The 16233-nt window shown below is 60.0% G+C and carries 15 protein-coding genes and 1 riboswitch; of the genes, 8 read left to right on the top strand and 7 right to left on the bottom strand.

The features are described from left to right. The 4 genes from thiS to AC13RC_RS15890 form a co-directional block, all read right to left on the bottom strand. Positions 1 to 198 (bottom strand): sulfur carrier protein ThiS, encoded by a 198-nt coding sequence (gene thiS, locus AC13RC_RS15905; protein WP_488557732.1) that lies wholly within the window; start codon positions 196 to 198, stop codon positions 1 to 3. Beyond that, positions 189 to 1166 (bottom strand): glycine oxidase ThiO, encoded by a 978-nt coding sequence (gene thiO / locus AC13RC_RS15900; protein ID WP_488557731.1) that lies wholly within the window; start codon positions 1164 to 1166, stop codon positions 189 to 191. Before thiO ends, thiS begins: the two co-directional genes overlap by 10 nt. Before the next feature lies 1 nt (position 1167). After that, positions 1168 to 2994, bottom strand: a complete 1827-nt coding sequence (gene thiC, locus AC13RC_RS15895; protein ID WP_488557730.1) for a phosphomethylpyrimidine synthase ThiC — start codon at positions 2992 to 2994, stop codon at positions 1168 to 1170. Positions 2995 to 3085: 91 nt separating this feature from the next. After that, a riboswitch (TPP riboswitch) is annotated at positions 3086 to 3218 on the bottom strand. Between the two features lie 131 nt (positions 3219 to 3349). After that, on the bottom strand, positions 3350 to 4093 hold the full coding sequence (locus AC13RC_RS15890) for a hypothetical protein (RefSeq protein ID WP_488557729.1): 744 nt from the start codon (positions 4091 to 4093) through the stop codon (positions 3350 to 3352). A gap of 605 nt (positions 4094 to 4698) precedes the next feature. Between AC13RC_RS15890 and AC13RC_RS15885 the strand changes: the two genes are divergently transcribed. Further along, a complete protein-coding gene (locus AC13RC_RS15885; RefSeq protein ID WP_488557728.1) occupies positions 4699 to 5790 on the top strand; it encodes a porin in 1092 nt (363 codons plus the stop codon). A gap of 235 nt (positions 5791 to 6025) precedes the next feature. Here the strand turns inward: AC13RC_RS15885 and AC13RC_RS15880 are convergent, their stop codons facing one another. Continuing rightward, positions 6026 to 6667: a TetR family transcriptional regulator gene (locus AC13RC_RS15880; protein WP_113333244.1), complete on the bottom strand. Its 642-nt coding sequence runs from the start codon at positions 6665 to 6667 to the stop codon at positions 6026 to 6028. Between the two features lie 452 nt (positions 6668 to 7119). On the opposite strand from AC13RC_RS15880, the gene AC13RC_RS15875 reads away from it, so the two are divergent. From AC13RC_RS15875 to AC13RC_RS15850, 6 genes are all read left to right on the top strand, one after another. Further along, positions 7120 to 7953, top strand: coding sequence for an EF-hand domain-containing protein (locus AC13RC_RS15875; RefSeq protein WP_488557727.1), 834 nt, complete (start codon positions 7120 to 7122; stop codon positions 7951 to 7953). A 367-nt stretch (positions 7954 to 8320) separates the two neighbouring features. After that, positions 8321 to 8893 carry an RNA polymerase sigma factor gene (locus tag AC13RC_RS15870; protein ID WP_145318220.1) on the top strand — a complete coding sequence of 191 codons (573 nt, stop codon included), beginning with the start codon at positions 8321 to 8323 and terminating at the stop codon, positions 8891 to 8893. Continuing rightward, positions 8886 to 9338: a hypothetical protein gene (locus tag AC13RC_RS15865; RefSeq protein WP_488557726.1), complete on the top strand. Its 453-nt coding sequence runs from the start codon at positions 8886 to 8888 to the stop codon at positions 9336 to 9338. The genes AC13RC_RS15870 and AC13RC_RS15865 overlap by 8 nt, the downstream gene beginning before the upstream one ends. Next, positions 9335 to 9784 (top strand): periplasmic heavy metal sensor, encoded by a 450-nt coding sequence (locus AC13RC_RS15860; protein ID WP_145318214.1) that lies wholly within the window; start codon positions 9335 to 9337, stop codon positions 9782 to 9784. Before AC13RC_RS15865 ends, AC13RC_RS15860 begins: the two co-directional genes overlap by 4 nt. A gap of 75 nt (positions 9785 to 9859) precedes the next feature. Next, entirely contained in the window at positions 9860 to 11392 is a 1533-nt protein-coding gene (locus AC13RC_RS15855; RefSeq protein ID WP_488557725.1) for a DUF1800 domain-containing protein, read from the top strand. Positions 11393 to 11394: 2 nt separating this feature from the next. Further along, on the top strand, positions 11395 to 12615 hold the full coding sequence (locus AC13RC_RS15850; protein ID WP_488557724.1) for a DUF1501 domain-containing protein: 1221 nt from the start codon (positions 11395 to 11397) through the stop codon (positions 12613 to 12615). A 48-nt stretch (positions 12616 to 12663) separates the two neighbouring features. Here the strand turns inward: AC13RC_RS15850 and AC13RC_RS15845 are convergent, their stop codons facing one another. Beyond that, positions 12664 to 13845 (bottom strand): MFS transporter, encoded by a 1182-nt coding sequence (locus AC13RC_RS15845; RefSeq protein ID WP_488557723.1) that lies wholly within the window; start codon positions 13843 to 13845, stop codon positions 12664 to 12666. A 190-nt stretch (positions 13846 to 14035) separates the two neighbouring features. On the opposite strand from AC13RC_RS15845, the gene AC13RC_RS15840 reads away from it, so the two are divergent. Continuing rightward, entirely contained in the window at positions 14036 to 14749 is a 714-nt protein-coding gene (locus tag AC13RC_RS15840) for a FadR/GntR family transcriptional regulator (RefSeq protein ID WP_488557722.1), read from the top strand. Here the strand turns inward: AC13RC_RS15840 and aspA are convergent. After that, positions 14721 to 16148, bottom strand: coding sequence for an aspartate ammonia-lyase (gene aspA, locus AC13RC_RS15835; protein ID WP_488557721.1), 1428 nt, complete (start codon positions 16146 to 16148; stop codon positions 14721 to 14723). The genes AC13RC_RS15840 and aspA overlap by 29 nt on opposite strands. Positions 16149 to 16233: the final 85 nt, after the last annotated feature.

Genomic DNA, 16233 nt, shown 5'->3' with positions numbered 1-16233 from the left:
TCAGCCTCCCTGCATTGGTGTCAGGATTTCGATCCTGTCGTCGTCGGTTAGGGTATGGTCATCGCGCTCGTCGCTATGGACAAGCTCGCCGTTGACGGCGGTTGCCAGCCATTCCCCCTCATATTCGAGCGCAGTGAGAAGCTGCGAGAGCGTGGTTGCTTCGATAATCTGGGTTTCGCCGTTGATGATCAGGCGCATTGGCGACTCCTTTCGTTGTGTCCGGAAAAGACGAGATCGGCGGCTTTCTCGGCCATCGCCGGTGCCAGCAAGAAGCCGTGACGATAGAGGCCGTTGACGAATACCGTCCCTTCCTCGCGCGTTACGCGGGGAAGATTGTCAGGAAAGGCAGGTCGGATGCCGGCGTTTGTTTCCATCACGGCGGCTTCGGCAAAGGCCGGGTGCAGCGCATAGGCTGCATTCAGGAGCTCCATCAGCGAACGGGCGCTGATCGGCCCTTTGAAATCGGTCTCGATCATCGTCGCGCCGACCATGAACAGGCCGTTGCCGCGCGGCACGATATAGACGGGAAAACGCGGATGCAGCAGGCGGACGGGGCGCGAAAGCGAGATCTCGTCGCTTTGCAGATAGAGCATTTCGCCGCGCACGCCGCGCAAATCGCGGATGCGGCCGATGCTGGCAGCCCCCGTGCAGTCGACGATGTCGGAGAAGCCATCGTCATCCAGGTGTCCGTCGACAAAGGTGACGCCTTTTGCAGATAGATCGTCCTTCAATGATTGCAGGATCTCGCGGGGATCGAGATGCGCCTCCTGCGGAAAGAACAGGCCCAGGCGGAACCGGCCGGCAAGCGAAGGCTCAAGGGCGGCGATTTCGTCTTCGCCCACCCAGCGATGGCCTGTCGTGCGGCTGGCGAATCGCTTCAGCTCGTTTTGATCGCGGTTCGGCGCAACGACGAGCGTTCCGTTGCGGACGACCTTGCCCGGCAGAATCGCGTCCCATCGATCGGCGGAATCACGACCGCGCTCGAGCACAGCCTCATCAGCGCTTTCCCGCTCGCACCATGGCGCCAGCATGCCGCCGGCAAGCCAGGAGGCGGCGCGATGAAAATTCCGGCTTGGATCCGAGATCGTGACCTCTGCTCCGCGCCGGATCAGCTCGTGAGCGACTGTGAGGCCGGCAACGCCGGCCCCTTTGATGAGGATGCGCATGTCACTCGGCCGGCTGAGCGGGGGCTTCGACCGGCATATAGAGATCGCCGCCCTCCCGATATTTCGCCGCCATCGCTTCCAGCCCTTCCTTCTGTGCCTCCGCGCGGATGTCATGTGAAATCCGCATCGAGCAGAATTTCGGGCCGCACATCGAGCAGAAATGCGCGACCTTGTGAGCTTCCTTCGGCAAGGTTTCGTCATGGAAGCTGCGGGCGGTATCCGGATCGAGCGACAGGTTGAACTGATCCTCCCAGCGGAATTCGAATCTTGCACGCGACAATGCATCGTCGCGGACCTGAGCGGCCGGATGACCCTTGGCGAGATCGGCGGCGTGGGCGGCAATCTTGTAGGTGATGACGCCGGTCTTGACGTCGTTGCGGTCGGGCAGGCCGAGATGCTCCTTCGGAGTGACGTAGCACAGCATCGCCGTGCCGAACCAGCCGATCATCGCAGCGCCGATCCCGGAAGTGATGTGATCGTAGCCCGGGGCGATATCCGTCGTCAGCGGCCCAAGCGTGTAGAAGGGCGCCTCGCCGCAGACGGCGAGCTGCTTGTCCATGTTCTCCTTGATCTTGTGCATCGGAACATGGCCGGGGCCTTCGATCATTACCTGACAATCCCTGGCCCAGGCGATCTTCGTCAGTTCGCCGAGCGTTTCGAGCTCGGCAAACTGCGCGGCATCGTTGGCATCGGCGATCGAACCGGGCCGCAAGCCGTCGCCGAGCGAGAAGGAGACGTCATAGGCCCGGCAGATGTCGCAGATTTCCTCGAAATGCTCGTAGAGGAAGCTCTCCTTGTGGTGATGGAGACACCACTTGGCCATGATCGAGCCGCCGCGCGAGACAATGCCGGTGACGCGGTTGACGGTGAGCGGGATGTAGTGCAGCCGCACGCCGGCATGGATGGTGAAATAGTCGACGCCCTGTTCGGCCTGCTCGATCAGCGTGTCGCGATAGATCTCCCAGGTCAGTTCCTCCGCGATGCCGCCGACCTTTTCCAGCGCCTGATAGAGCGGCACCGTGCCGATCGGCAGCGGCGAATTGCGGATGATCCATTCGCGGATATTGTGAATGTTGCGGCCGGTCGAAAGATCCATGACGGTATCGGCACCCCAGCGCGCTGCCCAGACCATCTTCTCGACCTCCTCCGCCATGGAGGAGGTGACTGCGGAATTGCCGATATTGGCGTTGATCTTCACCAGAAAATTCCGGCCGATGATCATCGGCTCGCTTTCGGGGTGATTGATGTTGGCCGGGATGATAGCGCGGCCGGCTGCGACCTCCTGGCGAACGAATTCAGGCGTGACGTGATCGGGAATATGCGCGCCGAAGCTCTCGCCGTCACGGACCAGCGCTTCGGTCTTGGCCTTGCGGCCGAGGTTCTCGCGGATGGCGATGAATTCCATTTCCGGGGTGATGATGCCGGCGCGCGCATAGGCGAGCTGAGTGACGGCCTTGGCATCCTTGGCGCGCAGCGGCTGGCGTTTGGCCGGAAATTCCGGTGTCAGCCGTTCGCCGGTGACGAAACCGTTGTCTTCGGGACGCACATGGCGGCCCTCATAGGCCTCGACATCGCCGCGGGCGAGCACCCAGTCGCGGCGCAACTGCGGAAGGCCCTCTTCGATGCGGATATCTGCACCTTCGACAGTATAGGGGCCGGACGAATCGTAGACGATAACTGGCGGCTCGCCCGATGTCGGATGGACGCTGATTTCGCGCATCGGCACGCGGATATCGGCATGGATATCCCCGGTGATATGGATTTTCCGAGAGGCCGGCAGCGGGCCGGTGGTGACGGTCGGAGTGAGGTTTTTTGCGGCAATGTTCATGGTGTGAGGCTCCAAGTTGCAGTTGGAGACCCAGTCAATCAGCCGGAATGATGAAAAGACGCCGGCATGGAATCCAGGCGGGAATCCGAAGCCTCGAGCGCTTGCACCGTCCCTACGCCAGTATGAACTGGATCAGGTTCAACGGGTCACTGCGCCCACAACCGGCAGAGCCGTATTGTTCAGCAGTATCTCAGCCCCTTGCCGGGACCCCCCTGGTGAATGTCAAAAGGCTATGCCTTACTCTTGTCCTCTGTCAACCCCGCAGCGGCGGTCGCATTTTTCGGGAGATTGACCATTGCCGCGCCCATCGAACTGCAACTTTATCGCGCAGATCATCGTGCGGACTTGTCGCTCCTTAGTAACGTGGTGTGGTATTGCCGACGAAGCGATGGGGGCCGGTATGGGACAGCTTGCTCGCGGTATCGAGCCAGATCTTGCCGCCGAGTGCGCGCCAGCGGTGACAGAAGGCGAAGTCCTCGCTGAGATAGATCCCCGTTCCCTCCTCGACCATGCATTCAAACAGGGCGTATTGGGTGCTGGGCGAGCGTTTGGTGCTGGGATAGGCGTGGATTGCGTTGTAGCGCAGCTCCGGATAGGCCGCGATCATTCTTTCTATGACGTTGCGCTTGATCAAAAGCATGCCCGTACCTGCATAGATGGCGCTGACGAAATCGCCATCACGCTCTGCAACCTGGCCGATAAGTGGTGTACCGACATAGTGAAGTGCGGCCGCCGCAAGTGTTTCGCCGTCTGCTGAATTGATGCGGGCCGCCGTCTGCCAATCATAATCCTTGATCGGATACATGGCGGCGACCACATCCTTATCGGCTTCCAGAAGTCTCATGACCTGATCGGGCTCGAAGCTGATGTCGGCGTCGATGAAGAGCATATGGGTCGCCGTTGTATCGTTCAAGAAGGACGAGACAAGCGTGTTTCGGCTGCGGGTAATCAGGGCGTCATTGCCGAGCAGAGCCAGCGTCAGCTGTATGCCCGCGTGCGCTCCCGTCTGCATCAGTGAGAAAATGGACTGCATGTAGTCCTTGGTAACGAGGCCGCCGAAGCAGGGGGTCGCTATGAAGATCAGCCGGTTCTCATTCATTCGCGATTTTCCCTCTCCGATGGCGCGAGTCGCCGGAATCTAGGAAAATTCAATATTTCTGTGTGTAGCGAATTATTGAATTTCATTGCTGATCTTTGCTCAAACCGACCGGTCATTGTGCCGTGGAATTCCCGATGGCCATATCATGACCAGATCGGGCAGCCACGGTCGTCATCGACCGCCGACATCGCGGTGGCCTTAAATGCGGTGACGGCCCTGACTGGCAGGCGTTCTCGTGAACAGGGACATCTTTGCGATCTCTGCCGGTGCCGCCATGACCTGCGGTCGCCAGTTGCATTTAAGCAACAGAGGCCAAGACTAACGTCCCAGCGCCCTTCATATAATTGACAAACATACGGGCTGTTTGTAAATCCAATACAGGACATAAGTTGTCTTACGGTCGAGCAATCGGCCGGATCGGTAGAGGCATTTCAAAACCTTTTACCGCGGGGGTAATCATGAAGGTTCGAGGGGACTCAAGCCAACATCAGGTGCGTATTTGCCGGGCTGCCCGGTCGTGTTTAGACCAAACCGATCCCCAGGGCAGTGTTCCAGTTCTACGCTCGCGGTAAAATAGAAGTGCATAATACAACCAGGAGTTTAAAATGAACATCAAGAGCCTTCTTCTCGGCTCCGCTGCTGCTCTGGCAGCAGTATCCGGTGCCCACGCAGCAGACGCGATCGTCGCCGCTGAGCCGGAGCCGCTGGAATACGTTCGCATCTGCGACGCATACGGTGCTGGCTACTTCTTCATTCCGGGCACGGAAACCTGCCTCAAGATCGGCGGCCGCGTCCGTACCGAAGGCGAATGGTACGATGCCTACAACCCGAACAGCAAGAACGGTACGCTTTGGCATACCCGCGCCGAGCTGAGCCTCGACACCGCGACCGACACCGAGTACGGCCCGCTGAAGACCAACACGGTCATCCGTTGGGACTGGAACGACGGCAACTCGACCTCAACCAAGCTGCTGTTCGCCAACATCAGCCTCGGCGGTTTCCTGGTCGGTAAGGCCGATTCGCAGTATAACTACTACATCGGCTACGCCGGCGACGTCATCAACGACGACGTGATCTATGACGGTCCGTACGAACTCAACCAGTTGACCTACACCTACGATGCCGGCAACGGCTTCACGGCTGTCGTCTCGGTTGAAGACTCGAACTCCAGCGGCTCCGGCGCCTCCTACGGCTCAAGCTGGTGGTCTGACGACAAGGGCAACCACTACGCTCCTGACGTCGTTGCCGGTGCTGGCTTCAAGTCCGGCGCATGGGGCTTCAAGGTCGTCGGCGGTTATGACTCCATCGTCGAAGAAGGCGCCATCAAGGCTCGTGTCGATGCCGACTTCGGTACCTTCTCGGCCTTCTTGATGGGCGGCTGGAACACGGACGGCGACAAGCTGAACAAGTACGCCGGCACCAACCTCGATCGTTCGGCTTGCCCGGCTAACGATGCATCGAAGTGCGGCTGGGGTGACTGGGCTGTTTGGGGCGGCGTTGGCGTTCCGATCAACGAAAAGCTGAAGTGGAACCTCCAGCTCGCCTACACCGACTCGAAGATCTTCGCCGCGACCACGAACGTCAAGTGGAACCCGGTCAAGAACCTGCTCATCGAGCCGGAAGTCTCCTACACCAACTTCGATTCTGTGAACCAGGATCAGTGGGCTGGTATCCTGCGCTTCGAGCGTAGCTTCTAATATTGAATTACCCGGCTTAGCGCTGGGTATGAGAAGCCTGACGTTCCAATCCGTCAGGCTTCTTCCATCGATCGGTTGACCTCCGATCAAAGCAAAGGATCTGGCTTTCCCTCCGGATCCTTTTTTATTTCCAGCTTTTGGCAACCGATTTAGCGCCCAGCAGAAGCTTAAGGCCGTTATCGTTGGTTCTCTTCACTTCAGAAGGGAAAACCGCTGTCTGCTTTTTCCGATATCGTCACATCGCGGTAATTGCCAGTTCCTGCGTCTGTGCCAGCGGGAACCAGGTCTTCAGCACCATCCTTATGAACATCTGTCCACACGGGACCAGTTCGAAACTGCCCCGGTCGAGCGTCCATTCGGTGATCAGGCCGCCGATGACCGCTGTCAGAGCGGAAGCAGCCGTATCCGGCGTCCACGGAGCCGGAAGCTTCGTCTTTTCATCCATCAGGGTGAAAATGCGTTCGAAATTTTCATGCATGTCATGCCGGAACGAGCTCGCCCGGCTTGTCGTCCCGTCGCAAAATGCCATGTCGAGATGCATCATCACCTTCAACATGCTGCGCTTGCGCGGATCACCGTGAACGTCGTCGAATATCGCAGCTATCGTATCGGCAATGAGGTCGAGTGGATTGGGCGGCAGCTCCTTGGACATTCGCTCCGCCAATTCCTGAAACGGTTGCTGGGCCTCGTCGCGAATCGCGAACATCAACCCCTGCTTGTTCTTGAAATGCCAGTGTACTGCCCCCCGCGTGACCCCAGCGGCTGCGGCTATCTCTTCCAGGCTGACATTCTCGTAGCCTTTGTCGAGGAACAAAGCCTTTGCAGACTGCAAAATCTCGCTCCTCGTTTCCGCCGCCTCCTCCTTAGTTCGCCTCATTCACCTCTCCACAGAAACCGATGTTCAAGCTGTGCCCCTCTTCTTGATATTCTTTATCCATCAATGCCGCTCAGTGCTGGAGCCCATATACCAGCAATGCGCAACAGAGTGGCGGAATTTATATATTCCCTAAAAATCGAGGAAGGAAATCGCAACAGGATGTTTTCGTCAAGCGTCTATAAGCCACGCGCAAGTTTCCTTGTGCAATTTCCCCGCGTTGGGAAGTGAAAATCGAAATGTGCAGATGCCGATATAGCCATGATGGCGACATACATATTGCTGGGGTGATCCCGGGTACGCCTGCTCTGGAAAAGATGCATCGGTCAAGTTGGAGCGCTAGATGCGTTTGATCGGCGGCGTTCGCAAGTCCATCCGCACATATCGATTGTGTTCAAGTCGCGTATGCATAAGCCATCTGAGTTCCTCTCAACGCTCGTATCTGGAGGCCCCCAATGACGAGCATCTACTCGATCTCATCGAGCAATTATTATCAATACCAGACCTCGCGCTCGACAGCGTCGACGGCTGACGATTCTATCGCATCCCTGCTGTCCGACAGCTCCTCCGGTAATTCGTCGGGCAGTTCTTCCGGCACGAATTCCTCTTCGTCTTCGGACGATCAGTCTCAGATCGCTTCGGCAGAACAGCTCGTCGCGCAGCTGATGAACATGATTCTCAATCTGCAGGCCGGCATCGGCAGCGATAGTTCGACATCGGATTCCGACAGCAACTCCACCAGTTCGACGTCAAGTACTCAGCAGACTTCCGCAACCGGCAGCCAGGATGGCAGCCAAAGCGACATGATCAGCGCTATGGACACCAATGGCGACGGCAATATCAGCGAAGCGGAATTCGTGGCCGCACGCCCGTCGGACGTCAGCGAAACCCAGGCGCAACAATTGTTCCAGAGCTTCGACACCGACAATACAGGTTCTCTCACCGAGGCGCAGCTCGCAAAAGCCATGCAGGCAGGCCATCACGGCCGTCCCGCACCGGGCGGCGGGCAGATGAGCGAGGACGATCTCTCCGCCGCATTTTCCTCCATGGACACGGACGGCGACGGCAGCGTCAGCGAATCCGAATTCGTGGCCGCCCGTCCTTCCGATGTAAGCGAAGACCAGGCAACATCGCTGTTCAAGAGCCTCGACACGTCGGGCTCCGAATCCTTGACGCAGAGCCAGCTCGAGCAGGCCATGAAGGCGCAGCAACCGCAGATGCCGGATTTCGGAAGCTTCTACGCGAACAGTGAACAGGATCTGACGACGAGCGACTTATTGACGCTCTGATCGAGCCTGAACTTTCGCATTTCATCATGCGAAGTGCCGGCAAGCCCGGGCAGGGAAGGTTGAAACTCCCGCCTCCGGGTGAGCCGGCTCTTTGTTTTTGCCTGATATTTTACCCGATAGATGCCTTTGGGGCTCGAAAAGAAAATTCGAAAACCTTCGACATGAAAGCGACGGAATTCGGCAAGTGCGGCGTTCAATCCTTGTGAGCCTGTGTTTGATGTCGAAGGATGATACGCTGACCGAGATGCTGCGATCTAAGTGGCGCCGCTTGCCGAAGTTGACGGCGAGGCGGGATTTGCCGGCCGAGAGTCCCGAGGCCCCGGTGTCATGGCGGTATCGCAGGAAACTGGAGCGGTAGCGATTGTCGATGAAGTGGGATCGCGCGCCCAAGAGTGGCGACCCTGATGAGGACCTGCTCGGTCGCATCGCTGCGGGCGATGTTCCGGCGATGCGCATGATGATAACACGGCAGTTGCCGCGCATCGTTGCTGTGGCAACCCGCATGCTTGGTGATGCGACCGAGGCCGAGGATGTGGCGCAGGAAACATTCCTGCGCGTCTGGCGCAATGCCGGCGGCTGGCGCCAGGGCAATGCCCGCTTCAGCACCTGGGTGCACCGCGTAGCGACCAACCTTTGTTATGATCGCCTGCGGCGTCGCAAGGACGTTCTTGCCGAGCATCCACCCGATGTCGAGTATGAAGGGCCGACGCCGGATGCGGGCTTGATGAGCGAGGACGATCCGTCCAGGCGCGTGGAACGGGCCATGCAGATGATCGCGCCCAGGCAGCGCGAAGCGATCATTCTGGTTTACTATCAGGCGCTGTCGAATGCCGAGGCAGCTGAGATCATGGACGTCAGCGTCGACGCACTGGAAAGCCTGCTTGCGCGTGGACGGCGCTCCTTGCAGGCGCTTTTGTTGAAGGATGAGGGCGATGGTTGAGAATATCGCGGGTCCGATGAATGCCGATCGCTTTGAAGCGCTGACCGCGGCCTATGGCGGCGATATCGGCCGATGGCCGCAGGCTGAGCGGGCGGCCGCTCGGGATTTTGCCAAGAGCTCCACCGCCGCCGAAACGCTTGCGCGCGGGGCCGATCTGGATGCGTTGCTCGATACCTACGTCGTCAAGCCTCGCCACGCCGGCCTTGAAGAGCGAATTCTCGCAAAGCTCGTTCGCCGCCTGACGATAAGAAACTGGTTCCGCTTCGGCTCGGCCGGCATCGGCCTCGTGGGTGTCGGCATAGCCGGCGCGCTTGCCGGCAGCATCGCCATCGCCGTCCTGGCCCCGAGCTTGACGTCCGATACCTCAGTCGTCTCCGACGGAACCGCAACCATGTTCGGCGATATAGGGCCGGACGCGGGTGCAGCACAGCAGGACAGCCAATGACGGAACGCAGCTTTCGAATAGTGGTCATTTTTCTTTTGGTGCTGAATACGTTCCTGGTCGGAGCGTTGGCCGGTGGCGGGCTGACATGGATCCGCAAGACGCAGGCGCGGGCCGGAATGATGCCGCTCGCCGGCGAGCAATTGCCTTCGGCGCAGAAGAAGGCTCTGCGGGCTGCGCTCAACGAAGCCCGCAAGGACGAACGTCAGATCATTCTCGAGGCACAGCAGGCCAAGGTCGACGCCGCCTCCATTCTTGGGCAGCCGACGTTGGATAAAGAGGCGCTCTCGGCCGCGTTGGCGAGGGCGCGCGATGCCGATATCGCCTTGAGGGCGAAGCTGGAGCAGCGTGCCGTCGATTTTGCGGCAGGGCTTTCCTACGACGAGCGTCGGGCGCTGGCGGAAAGCCTGGTCCGCCGCAGCATGCCTAAAGCCGCTGCCACAAAATGATCATACTTGCCGAGCGACGGATCGAAACCAGGCCTGCGTTAAAGGAGCATGTTTGATGCAGGAGTTGGCAAGGCCATGGCCCAGCAGTCCAATGATGTTTATGCCGCGCTCGCTCTTTCCCGTTTTGGGTTAGGGGCGGACCACAACGGCACCGCTTCGATCGCATCGGATCCGCGCGGCGCGTTGCTGGAAGAAGTCACCGAGCGCTTCGTCCCGGTTCCGGTCGGGCCGCAGCTGCAATCGACGGCCGATCTTCTCGTTTCTCTCTACGCATTCCAGGAACAGCGCAAGGAGGCCAGACAGCAGGCCGCAGCCGCTGTCGCCGCCGTGCCGCAGGACAAGCAGATACAAGGCCCGCAGCCGCCGCAGAAGCCGCAGCTACAGCCTTCCGGCGCCACGGCAGGGCAGCCGAACAATCAGGTCCAGCCGAGTAACCAGGCCATGGCGGCTGTCATCGGCAAGGCAGTCGAGAAGTTGGAAAAGCCCGCAATGCCCTACCTTCCGCAGCAGGTCCTGCTGGCCGAAGTGGATGCCCGCTTCAACGGCACGATCCGGCAGCCATTGATCGGCTTTGGCGAGCGGCTTGCCATGTTCTGGGCAAACCATTTCGCTGTCGCCGTGTCGAAGAGCGAGGAGGTGCATATGATTGCCGGCGCCTTCGAGCGCGAGGCGATCCGACCGCATGTCTTCGGGCGCTTCGCCGACATGCTGGTCGCTGTCGAGACCCATCCGGCTATGCTCGGTTATCTCGACAACCAGCAATCGATCGGGCCGAATTCCAAGGCCAATGCCAACAAGAAACGTGGTCTCAATGAAAACCTTGCCCGGGAAACGCTGGAGCTCCACACGCTTGGTGTCAACGGCGGCTACACGCAGGCCGACGTGACGACGCTCGCCAAGATCATCACAGGCTGGACGGTGGCGCGCGCCGAGGGCAAGCTCGGGACACCCGGCACCTTCGTCTTCAATGCCGGTGCCCACGAGCCCGGCGATCAGACGCTGCTCGGTCTCACCTATGCCGACAATGGCGTGGGGCAGGGGCGGGAAGCGCTGCGCGATCTCGCCCGCCATCCGGCAACAGCGCAGCATATCGCCACCAAGCTTGTCCGGCATTTCGTCGCCGATACGCCGCCACCAGGACTTGTGCAAACCGTTGCGGCGACCTTCAGCAAGACGGATGGCGATCTTTCCGCCGTCTATCGGGCGCTCGTCGGCTCCGAGGATGCATGGAACCCGACCCTGTCGAAAGTTCGCTCGCCAATCGAATTCATGACCGCGCTCTTGCGGGCAAGCGGCGAGACGCCGAAGCCGAATGTCATCCTCGGCGCCTTGACCGCGATGGGGCAGCCCTTCTGGGCGCCGGCCGGCCCCAACGGTTTTGCCGATACCGTCGATGTCTGGGCCTCCAGCGAGAGCCTCAGCATGCGCATGGATGTCGCCAATATGATCGCGAATGCGGTGCCGCCTCAGGTCGATCCTCGCAGTTTCGTGTCCGACAGCCTGGGGCCGCTTCTTTCGAATGAAACGCTGCAGGCGGTATCGCGCGCGGAAACCCGCAAGCAGGGCCTGATGATCGCTTATCTTTCCCCCGAATTTCAAAGGCGCTGACCATGACCTGCGAACTCATGACCCCCACCCGTCGTGCCGTGCTTGGCGCCTCCGGCGCCTTGTTTGCCTGGGCCTTCATCCCGCGCTTCGCTCACGCCGCCGGCGGACGGGACCCGCGCTTCATCACCATCATCCTGCGCGGTGCGCTTGACGGTCTGACGGCTGTCCCACCCGTTGGCGATCCCGATTATCAGGCCCTGCGGCAGTCGATCGCCATGACGACGAGCGGCCCTGAGGCGGCTCTTCCGCTCGACAGCTTCTTTGCGCTGCATCCGTCGATGCCGAATTTCAATCGGCTCTATCGCGCGGGGCAGGCGGCCGTCGTGCATGCCAGTGCGACGCCCTATCGCGACCGGTCGCATTTCGATGGTCAGGACGTGCTGGAGTCCGGTTACGAAATGCCCGGCCGCGTCGAATCCGGATGGCTGAACCGGATGCTCGAAGGACTGCCGAAGGGTGACAAGGTTTCACCGGGAGTTTCGGAGATCCGAGGTCTCTCGGTCGGAGCCAATGCGCCACTCGTCATTCGCGGCAAGGCGCCAGTACTCGGCTGGTCGCCATCAACCCTCCAGCCGGTGAGCGACGACCTGCCGCCGCGGCTGATGGATCTCTACAACCACACCGACCCGCTCTTTGCGAAAATCCTTGCTGAAGGCATTTCAACCGGCAAGATCGCCGCCGGCCTTGATGTCAAGGCGAAGGGAGGTCCCGGCGATCCTACCGGCATGGAACAGATGGCGAGAGGGGCCGCGCGCCTGCTGGCTCAAGACGATGGCCCGCGCGTTGCAGCACTGGCTTTCGAAGGATGGGATACTCATGCCGGAGAGGTCGATCGGCTGAACAAGCTGCTCGTCGGGCTCGATAATTCGTTTGCCGCCTTCCAGCAGGAGCTTGGTCCGGCCTGGAAAGATACGGCCATTCTTGTCGCAACCGAATTCGGCCGCACTGCGCAGGTCAATGGTACCCAGGGCACCGACCACGGCACCGGAACGGCGGCCTTTCTCGCCGGCGGCGCGATCACGGGCGGCCGCGTGATCGCCGACTGGCCCGGTCTTAAACAGGCGCAACTGCGCGACGGCCGTGACCTTGCCGCAACGACGGATCTGCGTGCTGTGGTCAAGGGGATCGCGGTCGATCTGCTTGGGGCGTCACCGACCCTGTTGACGCGCGATGTCTTTCCGGGCTCCGATCATGTCCTGCCCATGAAAGGGCTGATTGCCTGATTTGCGCGCTGGCGGCCTGGGTTAAGGGCCGCCGTCTTCCAATAGAAATTACGTGAGGGCCGCATTGGGAGGAACGGCGCCGCTGCGCCTTTCGCGCGCTGCGGAGAGGATGGCAACCACGCAGGCCAAGGCAAGCGTGATCGCGCCAAGCACTGGCAAGCTGCGATAGCCATAGCCGCTCTCGAGCAGCGCCGCACCGACACTGGCTGCGATCGCAATGCCGATATTGAACCCTGACGGAATGAGCGAGGAGGCAAGGCCCGGCGCATCGGCGGTCCACATCAGGATGCGAGCCTGGATAGGGGTGCCGATTGCAAAATTGAGCGCGCCCCAAACGAAGATCGCCACGCTCATCGGTATGGGGTAGGGGCTGACCAGGTAGAGAATGACGAGTATCGCGGACTGGATGGCAAGCATCGCGATAAGTGAGGGCATCAGCTTCCAGTCCGACAGCCTGCCACCGATCACAACACCCAATGTCGCTCCGACGCCATTGAGCAGAAGAACCCAGGGAATAAGCATGGCGTCAAGGCCTGTCACCTCCCGCAAAAGCGGCGTTATGTAGGTGAACGGCACCATTTGTCCGATCATCAATGCGAGCATCATGATGAGGGACGTCCAGACCTGCTGGCGGCCGAGCACGCGGACTTCGCCGCTCAAATGACCAGATTGCTGGGATTCCGCCTTCGTCTGCGGGATCAAGACCCATATTGCGACCAATGCGAGGACACCGACCAAGGTCATTGCCCAAAACGTCATTCGCCATCCCCACAATCCACCGATTGCCGCGCCCAGAGGAACGCCGACAATATTGGAGACCGTCAGGCCTGCGAGGATCACGGAGACTGCACGCCCTCGAAACGCTTGCGGAACGAGGCCGACGGCAACCACCATGGCAATGCCGAAATAGGCGCCGTGGGCGACGGCAGTCGCAACACGGAAGAGGAGCATGGCGGCGAAGTCAGGTGCAAGCGCGCAGGCGATCTGACCCAGGCAAAAGGCGATCGTCAGAGCGATCAGAATGGTTCGGCGCGAAATCTGTCGTGTCGCCATGGTCAGGAGCGGCCCGCCGAGTGCAATCCCCAGCGCATAGCCGGAAACCAGATAGCCGGCAAAGGGAATCGAGATATCCAGACCCTGAGCTACGTCCGGAAGGATGCCGGCGATGACAAACTCGGTCGTGCCGAAAGCAAACGCAGCCAGAAACAAGGCGAAGAGGGGTAAGGGCACGTCCAGCTCCGATATAAAGGAATAAGGATTTCTTTATATTGCCATGAAGGAGACATCAAGCACGAGTTATCGTCGGTGACATTCTCCACATAATGCCAGTCCTTTCGGCGGGCTTTCAGCCGGAGAGACATGCACCAATTCGGGGTGCGATCGCTTGACAAGCGAAGAATGTTTGTGAAGTTTGACTGTTATGAGTGAGGTGGCTGATTGGTTATCTTATACAAGTCCGATCAGTCGGAAAAACGCTGCCGAGGCAGTGTTTGAGGATATTCGTTCGGCAATAACATCGGGACGGTTGGCGGTCGGGACACGGCTGCCCGCCGAGTCGCAGCTTGCGACGCGTTATGGTGTCAGCCGTCCGATCATCCGCGAAGCGCTCCGCTCGCTTCAGACGCTCGGCCTCACCCAGACGCGCACCGGAAGTGGTACCTACGTTCTGACCTCCACTCCCGGTCCGGAGCTCCGTTATGGCGGTTATTCCGCTCGCGACCTGATCGAGGCGCGTCCGTTCATCGAGGTCCCGGCCGCAGGCTGGGCGGCGCTACGGCGTACGGAACAGCAGCTGGCGCGCCTGCTTGAACTTTGTGATGAGATGGATCGAGAAGAAGACCCATTGAAGTGGGTAACTCTGGACTCGGAATTCCATTCCATGATTGCCGAATCCTCTGGAAATGCCGTCTTTGCCAAAATCGTTTCCGACGCCCGCGACGCGCTGATGCGCCAATCGGAGCTGGTCAACATGATGGCGCAGCGCCGCGTGGCCTCGAATGTCGAGCACCGCCGCATCGTCGAGGCGATTGCGGCGGCGTCGGAGGAGGAGGCCATCGCGGCGATGGAGGCCCATCTCGGTCAGGTCAAGCGCGTGGTGACCACGATCATTGGCGAGGGGCAACAGCCTCATTAAGAGCAACAGGCAGGTTGGCGAGCCGTTCCGGCCGTAGCGCCTCGAAAAGCTCTTCCGCGGTCAGATATCCATGATCCAGCACGATTTCCGGCACTGTGCGTCCTGTTGCCAGCGCCTCGCGAGCGACTTTGGTCGCCGCCTGGTAGCCGATCAAAGGATTGAGCGCTGTCGCAAGGCCGATCGATTCCTGCAGGCGTTGTGCCATCAGAGCCGGATTGGCCGTGATGCCGTCAACGCAGCGTTCGGCTAGGATATGGCAGGCGGCGGTCAGATGCATGATGCTCTCCGACAGCGAGCGCACGATGATCGGCTCGAAGGCATTGAGCTGCAGTTGGCCTGCTTCCGCCGCCATGGTCACGGTGATGTCGTTGCCGATGACGGAGAACGCCACCTGGTTGACCATTTCCGGGATCACCGGATTGACCTTGCCGGGCATGATGCTCGAACCCGCCTGCATGGCCGGCAGCGTGATCTCGCCGATGCCGGCGCGAGGGCCGGATGATAGAAGGCGCAGGTCGTTGCAGGTCTTGGATAGCTTGACTGCGACGCGCTTGAGTACACCGGAGAGATGGACGAAGGCGCCAGGGTCCTGCGTTGCTTCGATGAGGTCGCTTGCGGTGACCAGCGGGCGGCCCGTCAGTCGGGCGAGGTGGGAACAGGCAAGGGCGGCATAGCCGACTGGCGCATTGAGCCCGGTGCCGATGGCGGTGGCGCCGAGATTGACCTCATGCAGAAGGGCTGCCGATTCGATCAAGCGGGATCGATCTTCCCCAAGCATGACGGCAAAGGTCCTGAATTCCTGGCCGAGCGTCATCGGCACGGCATCCTGTAGCTGCGTGCGGCCGATCTTCAGAATGCCATCGAATTCCTTGGCCTTGCGTTCGAAGGCTTGCTGCAGCGTCTCCATTGCCGCCGCCAGATTGTCGATCGCTTCGATCAGCGCGACATTGACGGCTGTCGGATAAGCATCGTTGGTGGACTGGCTGAGATTGACGTGGTCGTTCGGATGAAGGTGGGCATAGTCACCCTTGGCATGGCCGAGCAGTTCGAGCGCGCGGTTGGCGATGACCTCATTGGCGTTCATATTGGTGGAAGTGCCGGCGCCGCCTTGAATCACATCGACGACGAACTGGTCGTGAAGCTCGCCGGCGCGGATTTCGCGGCAGGCGCGCACGATGGCGTCGAGCCTTTCCTTGCTGAGCAAGCCAAGTTCGTGATTGGCAAGAGCCGCTGCTTCCTTGACGAAGGCTAGGCCTCGAATGAGATGTGCATAGCGGCCGATCGGCGTTCCCGTGACCTGGAAATTCTCGACGGCTCTTGCCGTATGTACCCCCCAATAAACCTCAGCCGGAATATCCTTTTCGCCCAGCAGGTCATACTCGCTTCGCGTCTTGACCACATTATCCTCCTATGGTCGAAATCAAGCTATATCTGTCAAGCTGTATGACAGATTTTGAAATCTGTTATCCGTTCGCTCCTGCCGC

This window comes from Martinezella sp. CNPSo 3890 (assembly GCF_057784455.1).
Note: the sequence above shows the minus strand (reverse complement) of the source record. Positions and strands in the feature narration are given on the sequence as shown.

What these genes read in the sequence shown, in the direction of transcription:
- thiS (WP_488557732.1), bottom strand. Translation starts at nt 198, where the DNA reads ATGCGCCTGATCATCAACGGCGAAACCCAGATTATCGAAGCAACCACG.
- thiO (WP_488557731.1), bottom strand. Translation starts at nt 1,166, where the DNA reads ATGCGCATCCTCATCAAAGGGGCCGGCGTTGCCGGCCTCACAGTCGCT.
- thiC (WP_488557730.1), bottom strand. Translation starts at nt 2,994, where the DNA reads ATGAACATTGCCGCAAAAAACCTCACTCCGACCGTCACCACCGGCCCG.
- AC13RC_RS15890 (WP_488557729.1), bottom strand. Translation starts at nt 4,093, where the DNA reads ATGAATGAGAACCGGCTGATCTTCATAGCGACCCCCTGCTTCGGCGGC.
- AC13RC_RS15885 (WP_488557728.1), top strand. Translation starts at nt 4,699, where the DNA reads ATGAACATCAAGAGCCTTCTTCTCGGCTCCGCTGCTGCTCTGGCAGCA.
- AC13RC_RS15880 (WP_113333244.1), bottom strand. Translation starts at nt 6,667, where the DNA reads ATGAGGCGAACTAAGGAGGAGGCGGCGGAAACGAGGAGCGAGATTTTG.
- AC13RC_RS15875 (WP_488557727.1), top strand. Translation starts at nt 7,120, where the DNA reads ATGACGAGCATCTACTCGATCTCATCGAGCAATTATTATCAATACCAG.
- AC13RC_RS15870 (WP_145318220.1), top strand. Translation starts at nt 8,321, where the DNA reads ATGAAGTGGGATCGCGCGCCCAAGAGTGGCGACCCTGATGAGGACCTG.
- AC13RC_RS15865 (WP_488557726.1), top strand. Translation starts at nt 8,886, where the DNA reads ATGGTTGAGAATATCGCGGGTCCGATGAATGCCGATCGCTTTGAAGCG.
- AC13RC_RS15860 (WP_145318214.1), top strand. Translation starts at nt 9,335, where the DNA reads ATGACGGAACGCAGCTTTCGAATAGTGGTCATTTTTCTTTTGGTGCTG.
- AC13RC_RS15855 (WP_488557725.1), top strand. Translation starts at nt 9,860, where the DNA reads ATGGCCCAGCAGTCCAATGATGTTTATGCCGCGCTCGCTCTTTCCCGT.
- AC13RC_RS15850 (WP_488557724.1), top strand. Translation starts at nt 11,395, where the DNA reads ATGACCTGCGAACTCATGACCCCCACCCGTCGTGCCGTGCTTGGCGCC.
- AC13RC_RS15840 (WP_488557722.1), top strand. Translation starts at nt 14,036, where the DNA reads ATGAGTGAGGTGGCTGATTGGTTATCTTATACAAGTCCGATCAGTCGG.